Here is a 24,467-nt window from a genome sequence, read left to right as displayed (position 1 = left end):
CTGCCGCGCCCGCCCCACTCATTTTTCGTTCCGGGGGGTTCGAAAAACCGTGCGCAGACGCCTTCTTCCGACCGCGACGGCACTGGCGGTCCTGTTCAGCTCGGTCGCCCTGGTCGCGACCGGCGCCGGGTCGGCGGCGGCCGACTCCAGCACGTCCCTGCCCCTGAAGTCGACCGGCGACATGGTCGTCGACGGGGTGCACCACCGGGTCTTCATCAGCGACCCGACCGCCGGCCAGGTCCTGGTCACCGACTACGCCGGCACACTCGTCGGCACCGTCGGCTCCCTGCCCGGCGTGCGCGGCCTGGAGCTGTCGCCGGACTCGGGCACCGTGTACGCGGCCGTGGCGGACGCCGACGCGGTCGTCGCGATCGACACGGCCACCGCGACCGAGGCGCACCGCTACGCCACCGGCGCGGCCGACGGTCCCAGGTACGTGGCCCTCACCGGCGGCAAGCTCTGGTTCAGCTACGGCGCCGGCGGCGACGGCAACATCGGCTCGCTCGACCTGAGCGGCACCGAGCCGGTCGTCACCCTGGGCCAGGACACCGCCCGCACCTTCTACGACGCCCCGATCCTGGACGCCTCCGCGGGCGCCCCGGGCACGCTGGTCGCGGGCGCGCCGGGCCAGAGCCCGGTCGTCCTCGCCGTGTACGACGTCGCGTCGGGCACCGCGAGCCGCACCGCGCACGCCTTCGACCCGGGCAACACCGGCGGCGGCAACCTCGCCGACCTCGCGGTCACGCCGGACGGCAAGGACGTCATCACGGCCAGCGGGGCGCCGTACTACCAGGCGGTCTACAAGCTCACCGACCTGTCCGCGGACGGCAAGTACGTCACCAACACCTACCCGAACGCGGTGGACATCGCGCCGAACGGCGACGTCGCGGCGGGCACCAGCTCCTGGTACGACCCGGACGTGCACGTCTTCAAGCCGGGCGAGCCGAACCCGCTCAAGCAGTACGACTTCCCCAACACCGGCTCCACCAGTGGTTCCGACACCCTCGCCGCCCGCGGCCTGGCCTGGGCGCCGGACGAGAGCAAGCTGTTCGCGGTGTCGCTGAACAGCAACGACGCCTACTCGCTGCGGATCTTCGACGCCCCGACCAAGGCGGCCACCACCCTCACGGTCGACGCCCCCGCCACCGCGACCCGCGCCAAGCCCCTCACCCTCACCGGCACGCTGGCCTCCTCGGCCACATTCCCGGCCGGCACCACGGTCTCGGTCACACGCACCGACGACGAGTCCCGGTCCGGCAAGGCGCTCGGCACGGCGACCGTCGCGGCGGACGGGACGTACTCCTTCACGGACACCCCGCCGGCCGGCGGCAAGGTGACGTACACCGCCGCCTACGCGGGCGACGCCACTCACGCCCCCGCCACCGCCTCGGACTCGGTGACCGTCGCCAGGACCGCGACGACGCTGACGCTGAACAACAGCGGCAAGGTGTACGCCTACAACAGCGACGTCACCTTCACCGCGCACCTCGGCACCACGTACAAGAACCGCAGCGTCGAGATCTGGGCCGACCCGCACGGCTCCGACAAGCCGAACACGCTGGTGAAGAAGGGCACGGTCGACTCCAGCGGCAACCTGACGGCGAGCCTGCGCCTGACCCGGGACACCAAGGTCAGCGCGAAGTTCACGGGTGACACGCGGTACGCCGCGAAGACGGCGACGGGCACCGTCTACACCAGGGTGAGCGTCTCGACGTCGCTGAGCGGGTACTACAAGACGGCCACCGCCTGGAACGCGAAGTACCACTACTTCCGCCAGACCAAGGACCCGGTCCTCAGCACGACGATGACGATGTACCCGGGCCGCAAGTACCAGTTCCAGATCCAGCAGTTCTACAGCGGGGCCTGGCACACCACGGCCACCGAGTACTTCGGGCTGGACCGCTACGGCAAGGACTCCGTCCTCCTGGAGGACAACCCGCCCACGGGCGCCCGCTTCCGGGTCCGCTCGTCCTACGTCGACCCGGCGTCGGGCGACAACGTCAACACGACGACGTACGGCGGCTGGAAGTACTTCACCTTCACCCGCTGAGCCGTCATCACCCAACCGTCAGCCGCTGACCTGCAGCTGCCGCAGCTGCCGGTGGATGTTCTCCAGGGCGCCACGCCGGCGTCCTGGCACCCGGCTTCTCAACTCCACGAGGACGGGCCCCAGTTCGCGGGCGAGGGTCGTGTCGCGGATCTGCCCCCACTGGTGGTGGGCACGGTCCACCGCGGCCTCCACAGCGGGCGTGTCCGGGGCCTGTCCGGCGGAGAGCCGGGAGGAGGCGACCGTCAGCCAGGTGCGGCAGCTGCGCACCGGGTCCCCGGCCAGCATCGCCAGGTCCGCGCGGACCTCGCCCCAGTGCAGGGCCTCCTCGGAGGCGTGGCCATGGGTGTGGACGGCGGTCTGCTCGTGCCGGGCGGCCAGCGCGTCGGCGTCACCGTGCCGGCCCGCCTGGACGGCGCTGGTGATGGCGGCGTGCGGGTCGCTCGGCACGGGGCCCTGTGCGGTCAGCACGATGTCGATGCCGACCCCGCCCTCGGGCGCGATCCGCTGCAACGCCAACTGGTGCAACTGGTCCAGGGGCGGGCGGTGTCCGCTGCGCAGCAGGGTCGCGACCGCCTTCATGTACGCCGGGCCCGCCAGCGTCCGCCGGTTCGGCGGTGGCGCGATCCGGCCGTAGACGGCATGGTCGCGGCCCGAGTCGAGCGGGTTCGCCAGCAGCCACTGCCAGGTCTCGTGGTCGGCGTGCAGATCGAGGACCAGCGAGGTGGAACCCGGTGCGCGCAGGCGCAGTTCCTCGCGGATCCAGTGCCAAGGGAAGCCGTTGTAGCGCACGGTCGAGGGGGTGGACCGGGCCAGCGCCAGGTGGGGCAGGTGCTGGCGGCGGTCCAGCTGGAGCTGGCCGGCGACGAAGACGGTGAGCGGGCCGGGAGCGACCGCCGCGGCGCGCAGGCGGGTGAGGACGGCCTGCGGCTCCAGGGGGTCGGCGAGTTCGACGACGTTGGCGGTGTCCGTGCCGGACAGCACCGCGGGCGGAACCGCCGCGAGGACGGGGAGCACGGAGGCGGCGTCCACCAGACAGCCTCTGCCCGCCGGTGAGGCGGCGAGCAACAGCACTGTTCCGGGCATCGGTCCCTCCCCATCCCCCGTCGATCACGTACGGCAGCACCGTAACCGCTGCGGCTGCAAAGAGGGGATCTCAGGGCTGCAAACGTCCGTTTCCGTCCCCATTCCCCACACCGGCCGTCCGCCGCACCGCGAACACCGTCGTGTCGTCGACCAGATGCCCTCCGCAGTGCCGCAGCGTGCTCTCCCGCACGAAGTCGACCAGGCGCCGGGGCTGTGCGAGGCCCGGGTCGGCGGCGACGGCCTTGGCGACCTCGGTGTCGAGCGGGAAGAAGACGCCGTCGCCGTCCCGGGCCTCGGTCACACCGTCCGTGGTCAGCAGCAGGGTCTCGCCGGGCCGCAGGGGCGCCCGGTGCACGGGCGGGGGACCGTCGGCGGGGGCCAGGCCGCCGTAACCGAGAGGCAGGGCGTTTCCGTGCTGCAGGGGCTCCACGCCGTCGGGGCCGACGACGAGCGGACAGTCGTGGCCGAGGACGACGGCCTCGATCGTGTCCGGCTGTTCCTCGGGAAAGCCGATCAGGACGGCGGTGGCGAATCGGTCTCCCTCCTCCTTGCCCAGAGCCGCGCGCAGGCGGATGTGCCGCAGCAGACGCTCCTCCAGCAGTACGGCGACGTTCGCCAGGTCCGGCTCGTGGTAGGCGCTCTCCCGGAAGGTGCCGAGCAGTGCGGCCGCCGCCTCCACGGCGCCCAGCCCCTTGCCCTGGACGTCGCCCAGGATGACGCGGGTGCCGTGCAGGCCGATCTGGATGTCGTAGAAGTCTCCGCCGACCCTGGCCTCGCTGTCGGCGGCGAGATAGACGGCCGCGTGCTCCAGACCGCCCCAGCCCGGCGGCAGCGGGCGCAGCACGGTACGGCGGATCGTGGCGGCGACGTCCTGTATGTGCAGCATGCGCCGCTCACCGCGCACGCGGACCACGCAGGCCAGCGTGGCGAGGACACCGCCGATGCCGGCGAGGACGAGGTCGGGCAGGCCGGCCTGGTACTCGTGCGGCAGGGCCGCGTCGGCGGCCAGGTAGGTGGCGGGGGCGAGCACCGCGAAGACCGCCGTTCCCCACACCCCGCAGATCGCTGCGGCGATACCGGGCACCAGCACGATCCAGGACAGGATCCGGAAGTCGCTGCTGGTCCTGAAGTCGACGGCCACGATGCCGACGAGCAGCACCAGCGGCGGCACCCAGGCAACGCTGTGACCGCGCACGCTCAGCATCCCCGACCGGCGTGCGGCGCCCTGCGGGCCGGCTTCACCGTCGCTTACGGCCCTCATGGGCTTCAGCGAAGCACGGCGTTCGACACGCCGCATCCGGGTACCCGGCCCCCGCCCTCGAACGCCGGACGGGCCGGATCGGCACCGCCGACTTGCCACCCGGCCGCCCCAGGTGTGCTCTGGATGGCGGGGGCGTGGAGAGAGAGGAGTGCTCTCATGGCTCATGCGGCACCGGCGCCCGGACGGGCCCGGCGGACGGGTACGACCGGGTTGAGCGGTCTGCCCGATGTGTTCAGCGCGCGGACGCACCGCGTCGCGAGTGTGGCCGTGCCGGTCGTCCTCGGGCTGGTCTACGGCTACTGGGCCGCGGCGAACCGGCGCTCCGGCGGGGAGATCACCGGCTGGAACCTGCTCTTCGGCTTCGTCACCGCGGCCGCGTTCATGGTGCTGTACGTCGCCGTGCGCTGGGTCGCCTCGCGGATGATCCGGGAGGTGCACGCCCTCCTGTGGGCCGCCTTCACGGGCGGCACGTTCGGGTTCCTCTACAGCCAGGCCCCCAACACGGCCCTGAGGTCCTCGATCATGGGGCTCGCGATCGGCGCGGCCTGCTTCGTCGTGATGTTCTACCGCTACTACACGCACGAGGACGCCCAGGGCCACCGCCTCTGAATTGCCACCCGTTCGGGTGAACGGTGCCCGGGAGAGCGGAACAGTGCCGCCGTATGCAGGCACATCGCTGGCGCCGCGCCCCCGGTGACCTTTGCCTGAGAGGGTGTCCACCCGTCTGCGGAACGCCCTGTCGGCAGTGCTGATCGCCCTGTCGTGCCTCCTCGTGCCGTTCGGCGCGCTGGCGGCCTGGGTGACGTACGCGCTGGTCGACACCGGCCGGTATGTGACCGCGATGGCGCCGCTGGCCGCCGACCCGGCGGTGCAGGGCGCGGTCGCGGACACCGTCGGTGCCGGGATCACGGAAGCGGTCGGCGACAGACTGGACGCTTCCCCCGTGTCCCCGGTGTCGCCCGAGAGCGGCGCGGTGCGCCCCTTCGTGCGGGACGCGGTGCGCTCGTTCACCCGGACCGAGGCCTTCCGCACGGCGTGGGAGGCAGGCAACAGGGCCGTCCACGACGCGGTGCTGAGCGCCCTGCAGGACGGTCGACAGCGCACGGTCACCGTCGACCTCGCCCCGGTCACGGCCCAGGTCAAACACCAGCTCACCGAGGACAACATCCCGTTCGCGCACCACATCCCGGTCGAGCACACCGACGTCCCCGTGCTCCCGGCCCACGAGCTGGACCGGCTCAGGAAGGGGTACGACGTGCTCGAAGTCGCCGGGTTCTGGCTGCCCGTCTCGGCCGCCGCGCTCGCCGCGACCGGCATCGCCGTCGCCGCCTGCCGCCGCCGCGCGATCACGGCGACGGCCCTGGGCACGGCACTCGGCGGCGCACTCCTGCTCCTCGCACTCGCGATCGGCCGCAGGCTCACCCTGGCCGGCCTCGCCGAGGCGGCCCACCGCCCGGCCGCGGGCGCGGTCTACGACGCCCTGACCCAGACCCTGCGCACGGTGTCCTGGCTGCTCATCACCCTCGGCCTGACCGTGGCCCTCGCCTGCCGGCTCACGGACCTGCTCGCACGACGCCGGCGAGCACCCGCAACGCCCACCGCAGACCCGACTCAGGAACCGACGCGAGCCCGAGCCTGACCGCGTCCGGCGAACCCACGCGCCTCACCCACGCCGGCGTCCCGGCCGCTCACCACCCCCGGCCCGACCACGGCCCGCACCTGCCGCCTCACGGACCTGCTCGCACGACGCCGGCGAGCACCCGCAACGCCCACCGCAGACCCGACTCAGGAACCGACGCGAGCCCGAGCCTGACCGCGTCCGGGGTCCGGTTCGGGTCGACGGTGAAGGCGGGACCGGGTGTGACGGCGATGCCGTGCGCGGCGGCAGCGGCTGTGAAGGTGTCCGCGCGCCACGGCGCGGGCAGCTCCCACCAGGCGAAATAGGCGCGCGGATCGGACCGTACGGCGAAGCCGCGCAGTTCCTCGCCGACGATCCGCTGCCTGCGCTCCGCGTCCGCCCGCTTCGCCGCGACCAGCCGCTCCACCGTCCCGTCCCCGATCCACCGCACGGCCGCCTCCAGCGCGAACCGCCCCGCGCTCCACCCCCCTGACCGGACGGCCGCGGCCACCGTCTCGACCCGCTCCTCGGGTACGACGAGGAAGCCGGCGGTGAGCCCGGGTGCGACGCGCTTGGAGAGGCCGTCGACGACATGGGTGAGGCCGGGCGCCAGGGCGGCGAGGGGGTCGTCGTCCGTGAGGAAGGACCAGATGCGGTCCTCGACGACGGGGATGTTCAAGTCGGTTACCATATGGGCGAGTTGGCTTCTGCGCTCGGGGCTCGTCGTCACCGAGGTCGGGTTGTGCAGGGTCGGCTGCAGGTAGAGGGCGGCCAGGGGAGCCGTGCGGTGGGCGGCGGCGACGGACTGCGGGCACGGGCCCTCCTCGTCCGTGGCCAGCGGCACCAGGGTGATGCCGAGCCGGGCGGCGATCTCCTTGACCACGGGATACGTCAGTGCCTCGACGCCGACCCGGCCGCCGGGCCGGACCAGGGAGGCGAGCGCGGCGGCGACGGCCTGGCGGGCGTTGCCGGTGAACAGGATCCGGTCGGGGGCGGGGTGCCGGCCCGGGGTGGCGAGGAGGCCGGCCGCCGCCCGGCGGGCCTCGGGTGTGCCGGTGGCGGGGGCCGGGCGGAGCGCGTCGGTCAGGACGTCGGGCCGCAGGAGCGGCGCGAGGGCGGGGGCGAGGAGCTCCGACTGGCCGGGCGCGGACGGGTAGTTCAGCTCCAGGTTGACCGGCGCGGCGGTCGCGGCCTCGACCAGCGCCCGCCCGTTCCCCGCCGGAACGGCCCGCACGAAGGTCCCGCGGCCGACCTCACCGACGACCAGCCCGCGCCGTACGAGTTCGGCGTACACCCGCCCCGCCGTCGACCCGGCGATCCCGCGCCGCCGCGCGAAAACCCGCTGCGGAGGCAGCCGTTCGCCCGGTCTGAGCCGTCCGGCGGCGATGTCGTCGGCCACACGGTCGGCAAGACGCCGATAGTCGTCCACGGACTCCCCCTGCGCAGGCTCTCCCGGATTGCACCGAGGGCAAAGATCTTATTGCACCGAGGAGTTGGCCGATCTAGGGTCGTCCCCATGAGCCCCTTCCTCGCATACGAGGACAGAGGAGCCGATATCGCATCGGTCCCTCTCGTCCTCGTCCACGGTCACCCCTTCGACCGCACGATGTGGGCGCCGCAGATCGAGACGTTCTCCGCCGGCCGCCGGGTCGTCGCCCCCGACCTGCGCGGCTACGGCGCCTCCCCGGTCGTCCCCGGCGTCACCCCGCTCTCCGCCTTCGCCGACGACATCGAGGTGCTGCTGGACGACCTGAAGGTGGAGACCTTCGTGCTGGCGGGCCTGTCGATGGGCGGCCAGATTGTCATGGAGTGCTACGCCCGCTTCCCCGACCGCATCAGGGGTCTGGTCCTGGCCGACACGTTCCCGGCGGCGGAGACGGCGGAAGGCAAGAGGACGAGGAACGCCATGGCGGACCGGCTGCTGCACGAGGGCATGGGCGGGTACGCCGACGAGGTGCTGGAGAAGATGGTCGCGCCGTACGCGGATGCGGCGGTCAAGGCCCACGTCCACCGCATGATGACGACGACCCCGCCCGAGGGCGCCGCGGCGGCCCTGCGCGGTCGCGCCGAACGCCCCGACTACCGCGACCTGCTCACCCGGGTCACGGTCCCCGCCCTGGTCGTCGTGGGCGCGGACGACGCCTTCACCCCCGTCTCCGACGCGGAGGCCATGCACGCGGCCCTCCCGGACTCGACCCTGCGGGTGATCGCGGGCGCGGCCCACATGCCGAACCTGGAGCGTCCGGCGGAGTTCGACGAGGCGCTGGGGGAGTTCCTGGCGCGGGTGGACGGGGGCCCGTCCGCGGTACGTGACTGATCAGCACCCCTGCCACGGACTCCGGCGACGAGACTTCGAACGCGTGGCGGCGAAGGTGATCACCAGACCGATGACGGCGATGGGGGCGAACAGCAGGGTCAGCCAGTCGACCTGCACGGGCGTCCCGGATCTCCTTCCTCCACACGGCGACCGACGCCTCATCATCGGCGCACACCGCGGGGCCCCCTCCCGAGTCCGGCCCGTGGAGCTCGGACCGGCGTCCGCGCAACCTTCACCCCACGGCCCCCGTCTTTGAGGGAGGATTCGGGCATCCCACCCGCGAGCGGAAGGCCGGGACTTGGAGACTGCTGCTGCCGAGTGGACGGATTCCCGGGACGGCGAGCGAGGGCGGCGGACCGGGCACAGGCTCGGCAGATGGACGGCCGCGCTGCTGTTCCTCGGCATCAGCGTGGTCGTCGGCTGCCGGGTCGCCGACGTCGACGGCGTCACCCCCGTCCCTCAGCTCCTGGCCTTCCTGCCGTGGCTGCTCGTGCCCGCCGGCCTCGGACTGCTGTTGGCGCTCTTCTCGCGCTCGTGGTTCGCAGTCGTGTGGGCCGTCGCGCTCCTCGGACTGCTGGCCTGGAACATCGAGCCGTACGGGAAGACCGGCCGGCCGGGCGGGCCCCCGCTCGTCTCCTTCCGGGTGCTGACCTCGAACGTCGAATTCGGGCAGGCCACCGACGCCCTGGTCGCCGCCGTCCGCCGCGACCGGCCCGACATCGTGTTCGTCCAGGAATGCGAGTACACCTGCGACGCCCGGCTCAAGGAAGCGCTCAGCACCGACTATCCGCACCGGGCGGCACAGATCGAGGCCGGGTCGGCGGGGTCGGTCGTCCTCAGCCGCTTCCCGCTCGACCCCGCCGACGGAGTCGACGGCACCATGGCCATGCCCGGCGCCGTCGCCGACGTGCGCGGACGTGCCGTACGGCTCCAGCTCGCGCACCCCATGCCGCCGCTGCCCGGGCACGTCGACCTGTGGCGCCGGGAGCTCGGCGATCTGCGGGACTTCGCCGCCGAGAGCATCGGCGGCGACGGCAGGACCCCCGTCATCCTGGCCGGGGACTTCAACGCCTCCCAGGACCACGCCGCCTTCCGCCGCATCCTCGACGCCGGTCTGCGCGACGCCACGCGGCTCACCGACGAGGACCGCACACCGAGCTGGCCGGCCCGTACCGCGCCGGCGTTCGGGGTGCAGATCGACCACGTGCTCCTCTCGGCCGACTTCTCCGCCCGCACCGCCCGCTTCCTCGGCCTGCCGGACACCGACCACCGTGCCCTGCTCGTGGACGTCACCCTTCACCAGCGCCGATGAGGGCGACGACGACCTGAACGAGGGTGCCCATAATGGGCCCCATGTCCCGCGAGCTGCCCATCGGCCTCACCCCGCCCGACTGGCTCGTGCGCAACCTCCGGGCCCAGCCGGCCCCCGTCAACTGGCCCGCCGTGGTCCGCGCGGCGATCGCGCTGTCCCTGCCCCTGGCCATCGGGCTCGCCGTCGACCGCCCCGGATACGGCGCCCTCGCCTCCATGGGCGCCCTCAACGGCGTCATCAGCGACACCGCCTCCGCCTACCGCCTGCGCATCCCCACGATCGCGATCCCGCAGCTCTTCGGCGCCGTCGGCATCGCCCTCGGGGCCCTGGTGTACGGCCACGGCTGGGTCGCCGTCGCCGCCGTCACCGGCGTCGCGCTGGTCTCCGGGATGATCTCGACGATCGGTGCGGTCGCCTCCGTGTCCGGGCTGTTGCTGCTGTTGACGTCCGTGATCGGCGCGGGGCTGCCGCTGCCGGGCGAGTGGTGGATGGCACCACTGCTGATGGCCGGCGGCGGGCTGCTCGTCCTGGCCCTGGCGCTGCTCGCCTGGCCGCTGCGGTCGGGGGTGCCGGAGCGGGCGGCGGTCGCGGACTCCTACCGGGCGGTGGCCGAACTGCTGGAGGTCGGCGGCAGCGACGCCGGCACCACCCAGGCGTACGACGCCGGTCGGCACGCCGTCACCCAGTCCCTGAACCAGGCCTACGACATCATCCTCGCCCACCGTGCCCGCCATCACGGCCGCAGCCCCGAACTCACCCGCCTGATGGCCCAGTTGAACGCCATCACCCCGGTCGTGGAGGCCGCCCCCGCCGCCCGTCTCAGCGGCAGCCCCCTGCCGCCCGAGGTCCCGGCGGCGGTACGGCATCTCGCCTCCGCCGTGGAGACCGGCTACACCGGACCGATAGGGCTGGAACTGCCCGCCCCCACGACGCAGACCGGTCGCGCCGTCGACCACGCCCTGCGGCACGCCGCCGAGGTCGTCAGCAGCCCGGACGTCGACCCGCGCGGCATCGACGACCGCCTGGGCCGCCCGGCAGCCCTGAGCATCCGCGCCGCCCGCGCCCTGCGGGGCGTCACACTCTCCGCCGCCTCCTGGCGCTACGGTCTGCGTCTCGCCCTGTGCATCGGGATCGCCCAGGCGCTGGTGTCCCTCATTCCGGTCCCCCGCTCGTACTGGGTCGCGCTGACCGTCACCTTCGTCCTCAAGCCCGACTTCGGCTCCGTCTTCTCGCGCGCGCTGCTGCGCGCCCTCGGCACGGTCGCCGGGCTGGTCATCGCTGCGGCGGTGCTCGCGGAGGTGCCGCGCGGCTGGTGGGACGTACCGGTGCTGTTCCTGCTCGCACCGCTGATCCCGGCCCTCACCCCGCGCGGGTACGGCTACCAGACGGCCGCCATCACCCCGGTGATCCTGCTCCTGTCGGACGTCCTGAACCGCCAGGGCACCGCCCTGCTGCTGCCCCGCCTGGGCGACTCCCTCATGGGGTGCGCGATCGCCCTGATCGCCGGTTACCTGCTGTGGCCGGAGAGCTGGCACACGCGGGTCGGCGCCCGCCTCGCGGACGCGGTGCAGGACGCGGCACGCTACGTGGAGGGCGCCTTCGGCCCGGACCCCGTGGACCCACCGGCCCGCGCCCGGATGCGCCGCGGCCTCTACCGCACCCTGTCCGCCATCCGCACCGAGTTCCAGCGCGCCCTGACCGAACCGCCGCCCACCGGCCGCCGGGCAGCCGCCTGGTGGCCCCTGGTCGTCGCAGTGGAACGCATCGTCGACGCGACTACGGCGGCGAGGGTACGAGTGGCCCACGGGGCAACTCCACCGTCCACCACCGAGGCCACCCAGGTGGCCCGCCAGCTGAGAGAGCTGGCGGAGGGCCTACGCGAGTCGGAAACCCTGTACGAGGTCCGCACGGACCTGACCGGCCCGGAGGGCAGCGTGCTGGAGCCCGTACGCCAGGAGGTGGCAGCGGCAAGAGCAATCGCGTCACCCCATTGAGCCCCCTGAGCGGCAGCCAACCCAACGCCACAGGGACCTGAACGGCAGCCCACCCAACGCCACAGGCAACCTGAGCGGCAGCCCACCCAGCGCCACAGGCAACCTGAGCGGCAGCCGACCCAGGGGCGCGGGGAACTGCGCGACCAGCCACAACGCACCCGCAGCCGCCCGCAAGGACAAGCCACCCGAGCTATTGGGCGCACAGCACCCAACCCCAAAGCGGCGCGGCCGCCCCGTGCAGGAGGGCGACCGCGCCGTGTGTGGGGGGTGGCTCAATTCCGCGGCTAGCGGCCCGCAGCGACCTTGTGCAGCGCCTTGTCCATCGCGGCAGCGAACCCGTTGGCCCACAGCTGCTCCACGCGGGAGCGCTCGTTGGCGTCGGGGTTGGGGTTCGTGCAGGACGGACCGGGACCGCCGCCCGACATCAGCTCACTGCACGGGCCCTCGTAGTGGTCCGGCAGACCCAGCACGTGCCCGGTCTCGTGCGCGGTGACGCGAGTCGAGTCGTACTCCTGGTTCTGCGCGTAGTCGAGGAAGATGTAACCGTTGCCGTGACCGTCGGTCGAGGCGTACGAGCCGCGCGGGTCGTTGCCCTCGCGGTAGGTGAAGTCGGCGTTCGAGCCCTGCTGGAGCTGGACGTTGGACACCGAGCTGTTCCATATCTGGGTGCTGCGGGATATCTGCGCGCTGAACGTGGGCGCCCCGGAGGCGTCGTAGACGACGGTGACGGCCGCGGCGCCGGGGTTCGCGGCGCGCTTCTCGGCGACGGACTTCACGACCGCCTCGAAGAAGGCCCGACTGGCGTCGGACTCCGCGGACTTGGCGACGTAGCCGGCGGTGGCGGGGGCGTGGGCGGGTGCCGCCGTGGCCGGGGCTGCCGTGCCCAGGCCGAGTGCCGCGACACTGAGACCGACTGCCGCCGCCGTACGGGCGGACATGGATGTGGACATACGCATCGATGACTCCTAGGTGGGGGGTGAGTCGTCAAGGCGAGTGTCGGCGTCTGTGGGGCCGCTGTGATGATGGCAATCGGTGATAGCGCGGCCCTATCAGGGCCCCAATTGGCAGGCATCCGAGGGGATTTGTGCGGCTGGTGAAACCAGCTGTTCCGCTTTAGTCTCCGAGGGCATGGAGCTCGAGGTGAGACACCTCCGCGCGCTGTGCGCCATAGCCGACACCGGCAGTCTGCACCGGGCCGCCCGCCAGTTGGGCGTCGCCCAGCCATCGTTGAGCACGCAACTGCGACGGATCGAGCAGGAACTGGGCGGCGCGCTGTTCCTGCGCGCGAGAACCGGCTGCCGGCCCACGCCACTGGGCCGGCTGGTCCTGAGCCGGGCCCGCCCGCTGGTGGCCGATATGCGCGCCCTGGTCGCCGAGGCGAGGGCGGCCGCGGTGGGCGGCCCGGAACTGCGGGTCGGCTCGACCGCGAGCAAGGCCCTGGCGGGCTGGCTGCGCCGGCTGCGCGGCCACGGTCAGGACCCCACGCTCCACATGAACGTCTCCCCCAACGCCCTGCTGCGCATGGTCGCCGACGGCCAGCTGGACGTCGCCTTCGTGCACGAGGTGGAGGGCTGCCCGCTGCGTATCCCGCCGGAGCTACGGCTACGCGTGTTGATGGAGCGCGAGCCGCAGTTCGTGTCGTTGCCGACCGACCACCCGGCCGTGGCGAAGTCCGAGGTCGCCCTGCGTGACCTGGCCGACGACCGCTGGATGGTCGACCCGACGGTCGACGGCGAGTGGGACGCCGTGCAGCGGATGTTCCGCGCGGCCGGCGTCAACCCCCACGTCCTGCACGGCGACTACTACACGGCCGACGCCCTGGTGGCCACCGGCGAGGTCGTCGCCGTCTGCCAGCCCACCCACGCCGACAGCCCCACGATGGCGGTACGGCGCCTGCACGGCGACCCGCTCGGCGTACGCCTCCTCCTCGCGGCCCGTACGGAGACGGACCTCGACGGCGTCTTTCCCGCGCTGGAGGAGGCGTACTGGGAGGCGGCGCGGCAGGCACCGGCGTACCGGGAGTGGCTGGAACACGACGGCGAGCGGCAGCCGCCGGTCCCAGCCCTTCCCTAGTGCCTGTCAGTGCCTGTCAGTGCCTGTCGGTGTCCGTCGATCAGACGCCGATGTCGCAGCCGTCCTTGCGCCAGACCGCCACGACCGCCGGGCGGTTGATCTTGCCGGCACCGTCGGGCCAGGCGCTCAGCGGCTTCTCGGCCGTGGCGCCGTCGATCTCGCCCGGGTGCTGTACGGCGACGAGCACGCGGCGGTCCTGGATGAGCGGACCGCAGGTCTCCGCGCCCTTCGGCACCGTCAGGAACTGCTTGAGCTCACCGCGCCGGTCACCGCGGGTGGCGACACCGAAGAGGCCGTCGTGCGAGCCGAGCTGCGCGCCGTCGGTGGAGATCCACAGGTTGCCGTACGAGTCGAAGGCGACGTTGTCCGGGCAGGAGATCGGGGAGACGCCGTCCTTCGGGTACCCGGCGAAGTAGGTGGCCGGGTCCTCCGGGTCACCGGCGACCAGGAACAGCGACCAGGCGAACCTGGTGCTCTCGGCCCGGTTCCAGCGCTCGGTCAGCTCCAGGATGTGCCCGTGCTTGTTGGCGTTGCGCGGGTTGGCCTCGTCCGCCTTGGCGTTCGTGCCGATGCCGCGGTTGGAGTTGTTGGTGAGGGCGACGTACACCTTGCCGGTGTGCGGGTTGGGCTCGATGTCCTCGGGCCGGTCCATCTTCGTGGCGCCGACCTTGTCACCGGCGAGGCGCGTGAAGACGAAGACCTCCTCGGCGGTCATGCCCTCGACGTGCGAGACGGCGCCCTTCGCGGTCGCCGTGGCCAGCGCAATCCACTCACCGCTGCCGTCGAACTCGCCGTCGGCCGGGAGCTTGCCCGTGCCGTCGATCTCGATGGCCGGGGAGTCACCGGTGAGCTTGGCGACGTAGAGCGTGCCCTCGTCGAGCAGCGAGAGGTTGTGCTCCCGCACGGCCCGCGAGCTGCCCTTCTTCATCCGCTTGCTGCCGACGAACTTGTAGAAGTAGTCGAAGCGCTCGTCGTCACCGGAGTAGACGACCGGACGGCCGTCGTCGGTCAGGCGCACGGTCGCGCCCTCGTGCTTGAAGCGGCCGAGCGCGGTGTGCTTGCGCGGCTTGGAGTCGGGGTCGTACGGGTCGAGCTCGACGACGTACCCGAAGCGGTGCACCTCGTTCGGCTCCTGCGCGACGTCGAAGCGCTTGTCGAAACGCTCCCACTTGCGCTCGGTGGCGCCGGTGCCGATGCCGTAGCGCTTGTCCGTGGCGCGGGTGGCGTTGCCGAAGTACTGGTTGAAGTTCTCCTCGCCGTGCAGCGTGGTGCCCCAGGGGGTGACGCCGCCGGCGCAGTTGTTCAGCGTGCCGAGGGCCTTGCGGCCCGTCGGGTCGGCGGAGGTCTTCAGCAGGTCGGAGCCGGCGGCGGGGCCGGTGATCCGGAACTCGGTGGTGGCGGTGACGCGGCGGTTGAGCGGGTGGCGCGAGACGGGGGTGAGCTTGCCGGTACGGTGCTCGGACTCGACGACGACCGCGGACAGACCGTGGGCCGCCCAGGCGATCTCGACCTGCTCCTTGGTCGGGTTCGCGGAGTCGTAGCCACGGAACATGAGCACCTCGTCGGTGTACTCATGGTTGGCGACGAGGATCTGGCGGCCCCGCTCGCCGGGCACCGGCAGCAGCGCGAGGAAGTCGCAGTTGTACCCGAACTGACCGGCCTGGGCCTTCGCGGTCTGCTTCGCCGGGTCGAAGGCGGGCGCGCCGCGCAGGATGGGCTCGCCCCAACGGATGACGATGTTCTGTCCGTATCCGTCCGGGATGGTCACGGTGTCGGCGGTGTTCGGCGCGACGGGGTTGAACCGCAGACCGCGGGCACCGCGGCCGAAGGTACCGGTCCGCTCGGTCGCGGCGGCGGCCTCGGCGGCCTCGGCCTTCGGCGCGGCGACGGTGGCGGAGGCGCCCACGGCGGCGGCCGCGGTGACGACGGCGGCGGCGCGCAGCGTCGTACGGCGGCTGACGGCCTCGGCGATCACGTCACCTACGTACGGGTTCGTGGTGGTGTTGGGCACCTCGTGGAAACAGGCGTCACCACACCTGAACCGGCAGGTCAGGGCGGCTCGACCGCCGGGATGCGAGTCACTGTTCGTTCTGATGATCGGCAGCTGAATGCGCATGGTTTCTTGTACTCCCCTTGCTTCCCCTTGAGTGCAGCGTGGGGGACGGTAGGGGCACGTTTGTGCGGGAGCGGGGCGACTGCATGAACTGGAGGTGAATCAGAGGTATCCGTACGGGAGTTGGACCCGCGCCGCGGAATTGACGCGATGCAGCCCTTGACGTACCTCGACGGACGGAATCCTTCTGTGTCCGCCCCTCCCCAAGATCGCCATCTGGGGCCGCTAACCTTACGTGTCCGTCCTGGCCAGGGATCGACGGGCATCAACTCACGCGAAGGGTTGCGGACATGGGCATTCTCACTCTCCTGCGAAACGCATTCGGACGGTCACGTAAGGGGCGTACCGCCGAAGCAGAGGGTGCGACTCCTTCGCCGGAACCGCAGCCGACGCTGCCGTCCCCCTCCCCGGAACCCACCCCGCCGACCACGGCCCAGGTCCCGGAACCGCGCACGTCGGAGCCGCAGACGCCGCCCACGCCGGACGAGTCGGACGACGAGCACGAGCTGGTCTCGGCCGCCTTCGACAACATCGCGGTGCCGAGGCCGGCGGACCCGGCGGAGGACCGCGCACCCGAGAAGCCGACTGCGGCAGAGCCGACGGTCACCGAGGAACCGGTCACACAGCCCCCGGCCACGGACGAGCCCGCCACCGAGCCGACCGCCCCCGAGGAGCCCGCTGCGGAGGAGCCCGCTGCCGAGCCGGCCAAGGCCGAGGAGCCGATCACGGCCGAGCCGGCCACCGCCGAGGAGCCCGCGCCCGTGGAGGTGGCCGAGGAGCCGAAGCCGGCCTCCGAGCCGGTGGTGGAGGAGCCGGTGGCGAAGGCCACGGAGACCACTCCCGAGCCCGAGCCGGAGCCCGTCGCAGCCGCGGCCGCCGACGGCGAGGAAGCCCCACAGGGGCCACCCGCAGCCGACGACGAACCCAGCACGGGAGGTGCGGGTGGGAACAACCAGGCCGAAGGCGAAGCCGAGGCCGAGACCGCACCCAAGGCCCCCGCAGCCGCCGACGGCGAGGAAGCCCCACAGGAGTCACCCGCAGCCGACGACGAAACCGGCACGGGTGGTGCGGGTGGGAACAACGAGGCTGAAGGCGAAGCCGAGACCGCACCCAAGGCCCCCGCAGCCGCCGACGGCGAGGAAGCCCCACAGGAGTCACCCGCAGCCCACGACGAAAGCGGCACGGGTGGTGCGGGTGGGAACAACGAGACCGACGGCGAAGCCGAGGCCATCCCCGCAACCCTCCGCACCGCCCACACCGCCGCCGCAGCCACCCTCACCAAAACCAACCTCACCGGCACCACAGCGAAGCTCTACCTCGTGCTGGACCGCTCCGCGAGCATGCGCCCGTACTACAAGGACGGCTCCGCCCAGGCCCTCGCCGAGCAGACCCTCGCCCTCGCCGCCCACCTCGACCCCGAGGCCACCGACCCCAAGGTCCACGTCGTCTTCTTCTCCACGGAACTCGACGGCACCGGCGAACTCACCCTCACCGACCACGAGAACAAGATCGACGAGCTGCACGCCGGCCTCGGCCGCATGGGCCGTACCAGCTACCACGTCGCGGTCGAGGAAGTCATCGCCCACCACACCAAGACCGCCCCCGGCACCCCCGCCCTGGTCGTCTTCCAGACCGACGGCGCCCCCGACGCCAAGACCCCCGCCACCCACGCCCTCACCGCGGCCGCGAAGGACCACCCCGCCGTCTTCTTCTCCTTCGTCGCGTTCGGCGACCCGGAGAACAAGGCCTTCGACTACCTGCGCAAGCTGAAGCTGGACAACATGTCCTACTTCCTCGCCGGCGAGGACCCGAAGGAGCTCACGGACGCGGAGATCTACGAGGGCATCCTGGCCACCTGGCGTCCGTAACCACCGAAGATCACACCGGGCCGCCCCTTCCCACCCCGCGAAATGGGAAGCGGGCGGCTCACCCATGTCGGCTACGATTTCAAGGTTCGCAAAGAACCAAGAACCCGAAATCCGACCTGGGAGCAGCCCCCGATGGCTCGACACCTCATCACCAGCGCCCTTCCGTACATCAACGGAATCAAGCACCTGGGCAACATGGTGGGGTCCATGCTCCCGGCGGACGTGTACTCCAGGTACCTCCGCCAGCGCGGCCACGACGTCCTGTACATCTGCGCGACGGACGAGCACGGCACCCCGGCGGAGCTGGCGGCCAAGGAGCAGGGCCTGCCCGTGGCGGACTTCTGCGCGCAGGCGCACGACGCCCAGAAGGCGGTCTACGACGGCTTCGCGCTGGCCTTCGACTACTTCGGCCGGAGTTCCTCCCCGCAGAACGTCGAGATCACCCAGCACTTCGCCCGCAAGCTGAACGAGAACGGCTTCATCGAGGAGCGGGCGATCCGCCAGGTGTACAGCCCCACCGACGGCCGCTTCCTCCCGGACCGCTACGTCGAGGGCACCTGCCCCCACTGCGGCTACGACAAGGCCCGCGGCGACCAGTGCGAGAACTGCACCCGCGTACTCGACCCCACCGACCTGATCGACCCGCGCTCGGCGATCTCCGGCTCCACGGACCTGGAGGTGCGCGAGACCAAGCACCTCTTCCTCCTCCAGTCCAAGCTGCAGAGCGAGGTCATGGAGTGGGTCGCCCGCCACGACGGCGTGTGGCCCCACCTGGCGTCCTCCATCGCCCACAAGTGGCTGACCGAGGGCCTGCACGACCGTGCGATCACCCGTGACCTGGACTGGGGTGTCCCGGTCCCGGCCGACACCTGGCCGGAGCTGGCGGCCGAGGGCAAGGTCTTCTACGTCTGGTTCGACGCCCCGATCGAGTACATCGGCGCGACGAAGGAGTGGTCGGACCTCGACCCGTCGACGCGCGACTGGAAGTCGTGGTGGTACGACGTCGACACCGACGTCCGCTACACGGAGTTCATGGCCAAGGACAACGTCCCGTTCCACACGGTGATGTTCCCGGCCACCGAGCTCGGCATCCGCGAGCCCTGGAAGAAGGTCGACTTCGTCAAGGCCTTCAACTGGCTGACGTACTACGGCGGAAAGTTCTCCACCTCCCAGAAGCGCGGCGTCTTCACCGACCAGGCCCTGGAGATCCTCCCCGCCGACTACTGGCGCTACTTCCTGATCGCCAACGCCCCCGAGTCGGACGACTCGTCCTTCACCTGGGAGCACTTCACGGCCACGGTCAACAAGGACCTGGCCGACACCCTCGGCAACTTCGTCAACCGCGTCCTGTCCTTCTCCAAGAAGCGCTTCGGCGAGGAGGTCCCGGCGGGCGCCGAGGCCGGCGAGGCGGAGGCGAAGCTGGGCGAGCAGATCGCCGAGCTCCTCGCCGAGTACGAGCAGCACATGGAGACCCTCCAGTTCCGCAAGGCGGCCGCTGCCCTGCGCGCCCTGTGGTCCGCGGGCAACTCCTACCTGGAGGAGAAGGCCCCCTGGCTGGAGATCAAGACCGACAAGGACGGCGCCGCCCTCACGCTCCGTACCGCGATGAACCTGATCCACCTGTACGCGGTGGTCTCGGAGCCGTTCATCCCGTCGTCGGCGGCCGCCATGCGCCAGGCCTTCGCCCTGAAGGAGGACACGGCGACCTGGGTGAGCGCCGAGGAGGCCAGGTCCCTCACGGCCGTCCCCGCCGGCACCCCCTTCACCGTCCCGCCGGTCCTCTTCGCCAAGCTCACGGACGAGGACCTGGAGGCGTACAAGGAGCGCTTCGGCGGCGAAGGCGCCTGAATGACGTCCTAGACGTCCTGAATGACGTGAGGGGCGTCGCGCGACTGTGATGGAGTGAGGTCATGACGTACTACGTCACGACCCCGATCTACTACGTCAACGACGCCCCGCACCTGGGCCACGCCTACACCACGGTGGCGGCCGACGTCCTCGCCCGCTGGCACCGCCGGCGGGGCGAGGACGTGTGGTTCCTCACGGGGACCGACGAACACGGCCAGAAGATCCTGCGGACGGCCGAGGCGAACGGCGTGCCGCCGCAGGTCTGGGCCGACCGGCTGGCCGAGGAGTCCTGGAAGCCGCTCTGGGAGCACCTGGAGATCTCCCACGACGACTTCATCCGTACGACTCAGAAGCGGCACACGGACCGGGTGCAGGAGTTCTTCCAGGACCTGTACGACAACGGCCGTATCCGCAAGGGGAGTTACGAGGGGCCGTACTGCGTCGCGTGCGAGGAGTACAAGCTCCCCGGCGAGCTGATCGAGGCGGCGGACGGCACCCTTCTGTGCGCGATCCACAAGCGCCCGGTGGACCTCCTGCAGGAGGAGAACTACTTCTTCAAGCTCAGCGAGTACGGTGAGCGCCTCCTGGCCCACTACGAGGCCAACCCCGACTTCATCCAGCCGGAGTCGGCCCGCAACGAGGTGGTGAACTTCGTCCGGGGCGGCCTTCAGGACCTGTCCATCTCCCGCTCGACGTTCGACTGGGGGGTCAAGGTCCCCTGGGACGACGACCACGTCATCTACGTCTGGGCGGACGCCCTCCTCAACTACGCCACGGCCGTCGGCTACAACGAGAACCCCGGGAAGTTCGAATCGACCTTCCCGGCCGACGTCCACCTCGTCGGCAAGGACATCCTCCGCTTCCACGCGGTCATCTGGCCGGCGATGCTGATGGCGAACGGTCTGCCGCTGCCGGGCCGGATCGCGGCCAACGGCTGGCTGCTGGTCGGCGGCGAGAAGATGAGCAAGTCCAACCTGACCGGCATCAAGCCGCAGGACCTGACCTCGCACTTCGGCGTGGACGCGTACCGCTGGTACTTCCTGCGCGCGATCGCCTTCGGCCAGGACGGCTCGTTCTCCTGGGAGGACTTCTCCGCCCGCTACACCAGCGAGCTGGCGAACGACTACGGCAACCTCGCCTCCCGGGTGACGGCCATGGTCGGCAGGTACTTCGGCGGCACGCTGCCGGCGTCGACGGCCCACGGCGAGGCCGAGCGGGCCGTCCAGGAGGGGCTCGCCAAGGCCGTCGCGGAGGCGGACCGCAGGATCGGCGACGAGCTGGACTTCCAGGGCGGCATCCTGGCGGTCTTCGACTTCGTGAAGCAGGTCAACGGCTATCTGACCGAGCAGGAGCCCTGGAAGGTCGCGAAGGACGAATCCGAGGAGGCCCGGGCCCGTCTCGCCACCATCCTCTACACGGCCGCGGAGTCCCTGCGCGCCATCGCGGTGCTCCTGGCTCCGGTCATGCCGCAGACCTCCGCCAAGCTGTGGGACTCCCTGGGCGCGGAGGCCTCCCTGGGCCGTCTCCAGGACCAGAGGATCCAGGAGACGGCCACCTGGGGGAGGCTCCCCGCCGGTACGACGCTCACCAAGGGCGCGGTGCTGTTCCCGCGCCTGGAAGAGCCGCCGACGACTACTTGAGGAGTCCGGCTCCCGTGCTGGTCGCCAGCTCGTTCGCAAGGTTCTTCGCCGACGTCTGAAGCCCCGCCGTGAGCGCCGGCTTCCAGTTCACCGTCGTCCTGATCTTCTTCGAGCTCGCGGCGTTGTAGGCGGCCACGATGTCGGTGGTGGTGCCGTTGACGAGGTTGCCGGTGCCGGCGATCGAACCGGTGCCGTCGCCGCTCAGCAGCTTGGCCGTCTTGGCGCCGGACGGCAGCTTCCAGGCGTTGTGCTCGGCGACGACCTGGGCCTTGGCGCGGGAGTCGATGCTGTACTTCGGCGCGTAGCCGTTGATCGTGGTCGTGTCGTAGAGGTTGTTGTAGAGGTGGATCTGACCGATGCGGGCCAGCGGCGCCCGCTGCACGATCCCCTTCCACACGTTGTGGTGGAGGGTGACCCGCAGCTTGCCCGTGCTGTCGGTGTCGCTGCTGCCGATGAGCATCGTCTTGTCGTGGTTGCTGAAGACATTGCGCTCGACGGTCACCAGGTCGGAGCCGGCTGTGATGTCGAGGGCGCCGTCGTGGATCTGGTACTTGCGGCCGAAGTGCGTCTGCAGCGACTTGTCGAAGACCGGCGCGTCCGTGAACGTGTTGTGGTCGGCCCAGACGTTCGTCGCGCCGCGCAGGGTCACGGAGTCGTAGCCGGAGTTCCACTCGCCCGCCGAACCGTCCGTCGGGTCCCACTGCGGGAAGCAGTCCTCGGTGGCGGAGAACGTCAGGTTGCGGACGATGACGTTCTTCACGTTCTGCACCTGGAGGCTGCCGCCCGTGATGCCGGCGTTCGTGCCCGGGACGCCGACGAGGGTGGTGTTGGCCGGCACCCGGAAGACGATGTTCTTCTTCTGCTTCTCCGCGGCGGCCTTGCGGGCGTTCTCCTGCGTGCCCGACGGTGCCTTCCTGCCGTACGTCGCCGGGTCGTAGGCCTTGAGGTGGGCGGCGAGCGAGTAGCCGGTGCCGGAGGCGTAGTCGGCGCAGGTCAGCTTCTTGCCGGCGTCGCTCGTGTTCGCGTCGATGGTGCCCTTGACCTTGATGATCCGGGGTGTGGTCTCGGAGACCGACCCCAGCGCCTTCACGAGCTGCGCGCGGGTGCTGACGGTGTACACGTGCGCGGAGTCGGCCTTCGAGCCGCCCGTCGTACCGGAGCCGGAAGCCGCCCAGCCGTCCTTCGCGGGCAGGGACTGGTGGTACAGGTCGACCGCGTCGGCGCTCGCGTTCACCACGAGGACACCGGCACCGGTACCGGCGGCCGCGAGGGCGGCGGTGACGATGACGGTGCGGCGCCGACGCAGCGAACGGCGGTGGGAGGGGCGCTGGACGGGGCGGTGGGAATCGGATGCCACGAATGAGTCCTTCGGATGCTTCGGTGGGGCTCGCACACGGGCGAGTGATCCCGGGTGAGCGGGCTTGTGATCCATCTGTGGTCGCGGAGATCCGAAAGGTTGCCGTGGAGTTCTTGACTGATCGGTGTGCAACTCGGGGACATCACGCGGATGTTGTCCATCCGGTTGGCATGGATCGCCCCCCACCGCCACCATGCCCCCCGTCACGACCGTAAGGTTTCCGCCATGGCAGTCCCAGAGGTCATCCCGATCGCCTACGAGCCGCACGGCCGTACCGAGGCCATCGGTTGTTACGCGGACGGACAGTTCTTGGGGTCGGTCACGTACGCCTTCCCCAAGGATTTCGACCTCGGCACCGGCTGGGAAGAGCACAAACGCCTGTACTCGGTACTGCACACCTTCGACCCGGAGGGCCGGTACCGGGACTCGGAGATCTGGTGCGCCGGCACCTGGGCCGAGCAGATGCGCGCCCCGCACGGACCCGACTCGGTCCTTGCCCGCGCCCGCGCCCATCTCGCGACACAGCTGCGCAGCCTGCCCCGCCGTACGTACACGGACATCGCCGTCCGCCCCTTCCAACTCACCGTCGACGGCGTGCTGTTCGGCCTGGTGACGGACGAGGACGAGGGCGAGGCCTGGGCCGAGCTGTACCCGGACCACCTGGGCTTCGGGGCGCCCTGGGACGGTTCGTACGACACCTGATCGTTTGCGCCTCTATGCCTGGACACCCCCGGGGCGCTATACATTGCGAAGATCATGTAAGGCCATCAAGTGGGGGGATCCATTCATGGCGCTCTTCGGAAACACGCACACCATCGACCAGGGGCAGGCGCAGCACGACTACGCGCGTCTGCTGGGCCACGGTGAGCAGGTGCACGCGGCGTACCTGCTGATACGGGACACCATCCTGTTCACCGACCGCCGTCTGATCCTGGTCGACAAGCAGGGCATCACCGGCAAGAAGGTGGAGTACCACTCGATCCCGTACCGCAGCATCACGCACTTCGCGGTGGAGACGGCGGGCACCTTCGACCTGGACGCCGAGCTGAAGATCTGGCTCTCGGGCTCGGCGACGCCGGTCCAGAAGACGTTCACCAAGGGCGTCGACATCTATGAGGTGCAGGCGATCCTGACGCAGTTCGTGGCGAAGTAGCCATATGTCCGGCCCCGCCGAGGTCGTTCGACTCGGCGGGGCAGCCATAATCGGCCGCACGATGATCCCGCAGCCCCGCCACCTCCTGACCGATGTCCTCGCTCTGGGCGCCCGCTATCCCCTCGTCCTGGCCGGCGAGTACGCGGTCCGCGCGCACGGTCTGACGTCGCGGGAGTCGGCGCGGGGGCCGCTGGAGGTGGCGACGGAGTCGGCCGAGCCCATGGACCGGATCGCCGCCGACATGCTGCGCGGCCTGAGCGAACTCGGCTGGCAGGTACGCCCCCTGGAGATTGACCCGCTCTCCGCCCGGCTGCTCGTCACCGCCCCGGAAGCCGGTGACCAGCTCACGGGAGGCCATGCCGAGGAGCACACGCTCGACCTCCTGAAGGAGACTCTCTGGCACCCGCCGGTCACCACCGACCTCGGCCCGGCCCTCTCCCTCGAAGACCTCATCGGCACCAAGGTCCGCGCCCTGACGGACCGCGGCACCGCACGCGACCTGATCGACGTCTACGCCGCCGCGGCCCACTGGAGCTTCCCCGACCTGGAGGAGCAGGGCCGCCGCCACGCCTGGGACGAGTTCGACCCGGCCGACCTCCAGTCCCGCCTGGAGGCGACGGAACTGCTGGACGACCGGGTGTTCACCGCCCGGGGCCTCACCGCGGAGTCGGTCGCAGCGCTGCGCCGGTGGGTCCGGACCTGGGCCGACGACATCGCCGAGCGCCTGCTGGAGGAGGAGGCACTCAGCCCCCCGGCGGAGGAGGAGTGACGGCGCCGGCG

19 protein-coding genes are annotated in these 24,467 nt (G+C 71.2%); 13 read left to right on the top strand and 6 right to left on the bottom strand.

The features are described from left to right. Positions 1-49: 49 nt before the first annotated feature. On the top strand, positions 50-2,050 hold the full coding sequence (locus ACFY5C_RS07030) for an Ig-like domain repeat protein (protein ID WP_389441402.1): 2,001 nt from the start codon (positions 50-52) through the stop codon (positions 2,048-2,050). 18 nt (positions 2,051-2,068) lie between these two features. On the opposite strand, the gene ACFY5C_RS07025 is transcribed toward ACFY5C_RS07030, so the two are convergent. Both ACFY5C_RS07025 and ACFY5C_RS07020 read right to left on the bottom strand, forming a co-directional pair. Then, complete coding sequence (locus ACFY5C_RS07025; RefSeq protein WP_389441400.1) at positions 2,069-3,133, bottom strand: hypothetical protein; 1,065 nt, start codon at positions 3,131-3,133, stop codon at positions 2,069-2,071. 70 nt (positions 3,134-3,203) lie between these two features. Then, the gene (locus ACFY5C_RS07020; protein WP_389441397.1) at positions 3,204-4,394 is read right to left on the bottom strand and encodes a PP2C family protein-serine/threonine phosphatase; all 1,191 of its coding nucleotides are present in this window, start codon (positions 4,392-4,394) and stop codon (positions 3,204-3,206) included. 156 nt (positions 4,395-4,550) lie between these two features. On the opposite strand from ACFY5C_RS07020, the gene ACFY5C_RS07015 reads away from it, so the two are divergent. Both ACFY5C_RS07015 and ACFY5C_RS07010 read left to right on the top strand, forming a co-directional pair. Then, on the top strand, positions 4,551-5,003 hold the full coding sequence (locus tag ACFY5C_RS07015) for a hypothetical protein (protein ID WP_389441395.1): 453 nt from the start codon (positions 4,551-4,553) through the stop codon (positions 5,001-5,003). A 103-nt stretch (positions 5,004-5,106) separates the two neighbouring features. Further along, the gene (locus tag ACFY5C_RS07010) at positions 5,107-6,033 is read left to right on the top strand and encodes a hypothetical protein (RefSeq protein WP_389441393.1); all 927 of its coding nucleotides are present in this window, start codon (positions 5,107-5,109) and stop codon (positions 6,031-6,033) included. 88 nt (positions 6,034-6,121) lie between these two features. Here ACFY5C_RS07010 and ACFY5C_RS07005 read toward each other — a convergent pair whose 3' ends face one another. Next, complete coding sequence (locus ACFY5C_RS07005) at positions 6,122-7,441, bottom strand: PLP-dependent aminotransferase family protein (protein WP_389441390.1); 1,320 nt, start codon at positions 7,439-7,441, stop codon at positions 6,122-6,124. A gap of 87 nt (positions 7,442-7,528) precedes the next feature. On the opposite strand from ACFY5C_RS07005, the gene ACFY5C_RS07000 reads away from it, so the two are divergent. From ACFY5C_RS07000 to ACFY5C_RS06990, 3 genes are all read left to right on the top strand, one after another. Then, entirely contained in the window at positions 7,529-8,329 is an 801-nt protein-coding gene (locus ACFY5C_RS07000; RefSeq protein ID WP_389441388.1) for an alpha/beta fold hydrolase, read from the top strand. Positions 8,330-8,627: 298 nt separating this feature from the next. Further along, a complete protein-coding gene (locus tag ACFY5C_RS06995; RefSeq protein ID WP_389441386.1) occupies positions 8,628-9,641 on the top strand; it encodes an endonuclease/exonuclease/phosphatase family protein in 1,014 nt (337 codons plus the stop codon). 41 nt (positions 9,642-9,682) lie between these two features. Then, positions 9,683-11,635, top strand: a complete 1,953-nt coding sequence (locus ACFY5C_RS06990; protein WP_389441383.1) for an FUSC family protein — start codon at positions 9,683-9,685, stop codon at positions 11,633-11,635. A 284-nt stretch (positions 11,636-11,919) separates the two neighbouring features. Here the strand turns inward: ACFY5C_RS06990 and snpA are convergent, their stop codons facing one another. Further along, positions 11,920-12,591: a snapalysin gene (snpA, locus tag ACFY5C_RS06985; protein ID WP_389441380.1), complete on the bottom strand. Its 672-nt coding sequence runs from the start codon at positions 12,589-12,591 to the stop codon at positions 11,920-11,922. Positions 12,592-12,763: 172 nt separating this feature from the next. On the opposite strand from snpA, the gene ACFY5C_RS06980 reads away from it, so the two are divergent. Beyond that, positions 12,764-13,708 carry a LysR substrate-binding domain-containing protein gene (locus ACFY5C_RS06980; RefSeq protein ID WP_389441378.1) on the top strand — a complete coding sequence of 315 codons (945 nt, stop codon included), beginning with the start codon at positions 12,764-12,766 and terminating at the stop codon, positions 13,706-13,708. Between the two features lie 40 nt (positions 13,709-13,748). Here ACFY5C_RS06980 and ACFY5C_RS06975 read toward each other — a convergent pair whose 3' ends face one another. Continuing rightward, positions 13,749-15,824, bottom strand: coding sequence for a PhoX family protein (locus tag ACFY5C_RS06975; protein WP_389441376.1), 2,076 nt, complete (start codon positions 15,822-15,824; stop codon positions 13,749-13,751). 287 nt (positions 15,825-16,111) lie between these two features. On the opposite strand from ACFY5C_RS06975, the gene ACFY5C_RS06970 reads away from it, so the two are divergent. The 3 genes from ACFY5C_RS06970 (at position 16,112) to metG (ACFY5C_RS06960) (ending at position 21,177) form a co-directional block, all read left to right on the top strand. Next, on the top strand, positions 16,112-17,689 hold the full coding sequence (locus ACFY5C_RS06970; protein WP_389441373.1) for a VWA domain-containing protein: 1,578 nt from the start codon (positions 16,112-16,114) through the stop codon (positions 17,687-17,689). Positions 17,690-17,821: 132 nt separating this feature from the next. Beyond that, a complete protein-coding gene (gene metG / locus ACFY5C_RS06965) occupies positions 17,822-19,537 on the top strand; it encodes a methionine--tRNA ligase (protein ID WP_389441370.1) in 1,716 nt (571 codons plus the stop codon). Positions 19,538-19,599: 62 nt separating this feature from the next. Then, positions 19,600-21,177, top strand: coding sequence for a methionine--tRNA ligase (gene metG / locus ACFY5C_RS06960; protein WP_389441368.1), 1,578 nt, complete (start codon positions 19,600-19,602; stop codon positions 21,175-21,177). Here the strand turns inward: metG (ACFY5C_RS06960) and ACFY5C_RS06955 are convergent. After that, the gene (locus tag ACFY5C_RS06955; RefSeq protein ID WP_389442185.1) at positions 21,170-22,462 is read right to left on the bottom strand and encodes a polysaccharide lyase family 1 protein; all 1,293 of its coding nucleotides are present in this window, start codon (positions 22,460-22,462) and stop codon (positions 21,170-21,172) included. The genes metG (ACFY5C_RS06960) and ACFY5C_RS06955 overlap by 8 nt on opposite strands. A 297-nt stretch (positions 22,463-22,759) precedes the next feature. On the opposite strand from ACFY5C_RS06955, the gene ACFY5C_RS06950 reads away from it, so the two are divergent. From ACFY5C_RS06950 to ACFY5C_RS06940, 3 genes are all read left to right on the top strand, one after another. Continuing rightward, the gene (locus tag ACFY5C_RS06950) at positions 22,760-23,236 is read left to right on the top strand and encodes a hypothetical protein (RefSeq protein ID WP_389441366.1); all 477 of its coding nucleotides are present in this window, start codon (positions 22,760-22,762) and stop codon (positions 23,234-23,236) included. An 85-nt stretch (positions 23,237-23,321) separates the two neighbouring features. Beyond that, complete coding sequence (locus ACFY5C_RS06945; protein ID WP_389441363.1) at positions 23,322-23,687, top strand: PH domain-containing protein; 366 nt, start codon at positions 23,322-23,324, stop codon at positions 23,685-23,687. 61 nt (positions 23,688-23,748) lie between these two features. Beyond that, a complete protein-coding gene (locus ACFY5C_RS06940; RefSeq protein ID WP_389441361.1) occupies positions 23,749-24,456 on the top strand; it encodes a nucleotidyl transferase AbiEii/AbiGii toxin family protein in 708 nt (235 codons plus the stop codon). Positions 24,457-24,467: the final 11 nt, after the last annotated feature.

This window comes from Streptomyces sp. NPDC012935 (genome assembly GCF_042900345.1).
In the GTDB taxonomy this organism is placed as follows: Bacteria; Actinomycetota; Actinomycetes; order Streptomycetales; family Streptomycetaceae; genus Streptomyces.
Note: the sequence above shows the minus strand (reverse complement) of the source record. Positions and strands in the feature narration are given on the sequence as shown.

Excerpts from the sequence above, each read along its gene's own strand:
- ACFY5C_RS06945 (WP_389441363.1), top strand. The coding sequence starts at position 23,322 with ATGGCGCTCTTCGGAAACACGCACACCATCGACCAGGGGCAGGCGCAG.
- ACFY5C_RS07025 (WP_389441400.1), bottom strand. The coding sequence starts at position 3,133 with ATGCCCGGAACAGTGCTGTTGCTCGCCGCCTCACCGGCGGGCAGAGGC.
- ACFY5C_RS06990 (WP_389441383.1), top strand. The coding sequence starts at position 9,683 with ATGTCCCGCGAGCTGCCCATCGGCCTCACCCCGCCCGACTGGCTCGTG.
- ACFY5C_RS06970 (WP_389441373.1), top strand. The coding sequence starts at position 16,112 with ATGGGCATTCTCACTCTCCTGCGAAACGCATTCGGACGGTCACGTAAG.
- ACFY5C_RS07020 (WP_389441397.1), bottom strand. The coding sequence starts at position 4,394 with ATGAGGGCCGTAAGCGACGGTGAAGCCGGCCCGCAGGGCGCCGCACGC.
- ACFY5C_RS06950 (WP_389441366.1), top strand. The coding sequence starts at position 22,760 with ATGGCAGTCCCAGAGGTCATCCCGATCGCCTACGAGCCGCACGGCCGT.
- metG (WP_389441370.1), top strand. The coding sequence starts at position 17,822 with ATGGCTCGACACCTCATCACCAGCGCCCTTCCGTACATCAACGGAATC.
- ACFY5C_RS06940 (WP_389441361.1), top strand. The coding sequence starts at position 23,749 with ATGATCCCGCAGCCCCGCCACCTCCTGACCGATGTCCTCGCTCTGGGC.
- snpA (WP_389441380.1), bottom strand. The coding sequence starts at position 12,591 with ATGCGTATGTCCACATCCATGTCCGCCCGTACGGCGGCGGCAGTCGGT.
- ACFY5C_RS07015 (WP_389441395.1), top strand. The coding sequence starts at position 4,551 with ATGGCTCATGCGGCACCGGCGCCCGGACGGGCCCGGCGGACGGGTACG.
- ACFY5C_RS07000 (WP_389441388.1), top strand. The coding sequence starts at position 7,529 with ATGAGCCCCTTCCTCGCATACGAGGACAGAGGAGCCGATATCGCATCG.
- ACFY5C_RS06975 (WP_389441376.1), bottom strand. The coding sequence starts at position 15,824 with ATGCGCATTCAGCTGCCGATCATCAGAACGAACAGTGACTCGCATCCC.
- metG (WP_389441368.1), top strand. The coding sequence starts at position 19,600 with ATGACGTACTACGTCACGACCCCGATCTACTACGTCAACGACGCCCCG.
- ACFY5C_RS06980 (WP_389441378.1), top strand. The coding sequence starts at position 12,764 with ATGGAGCTCGAGGTGAGACACCTCCGCGCGCTGTGCGCCATAGCCGAC.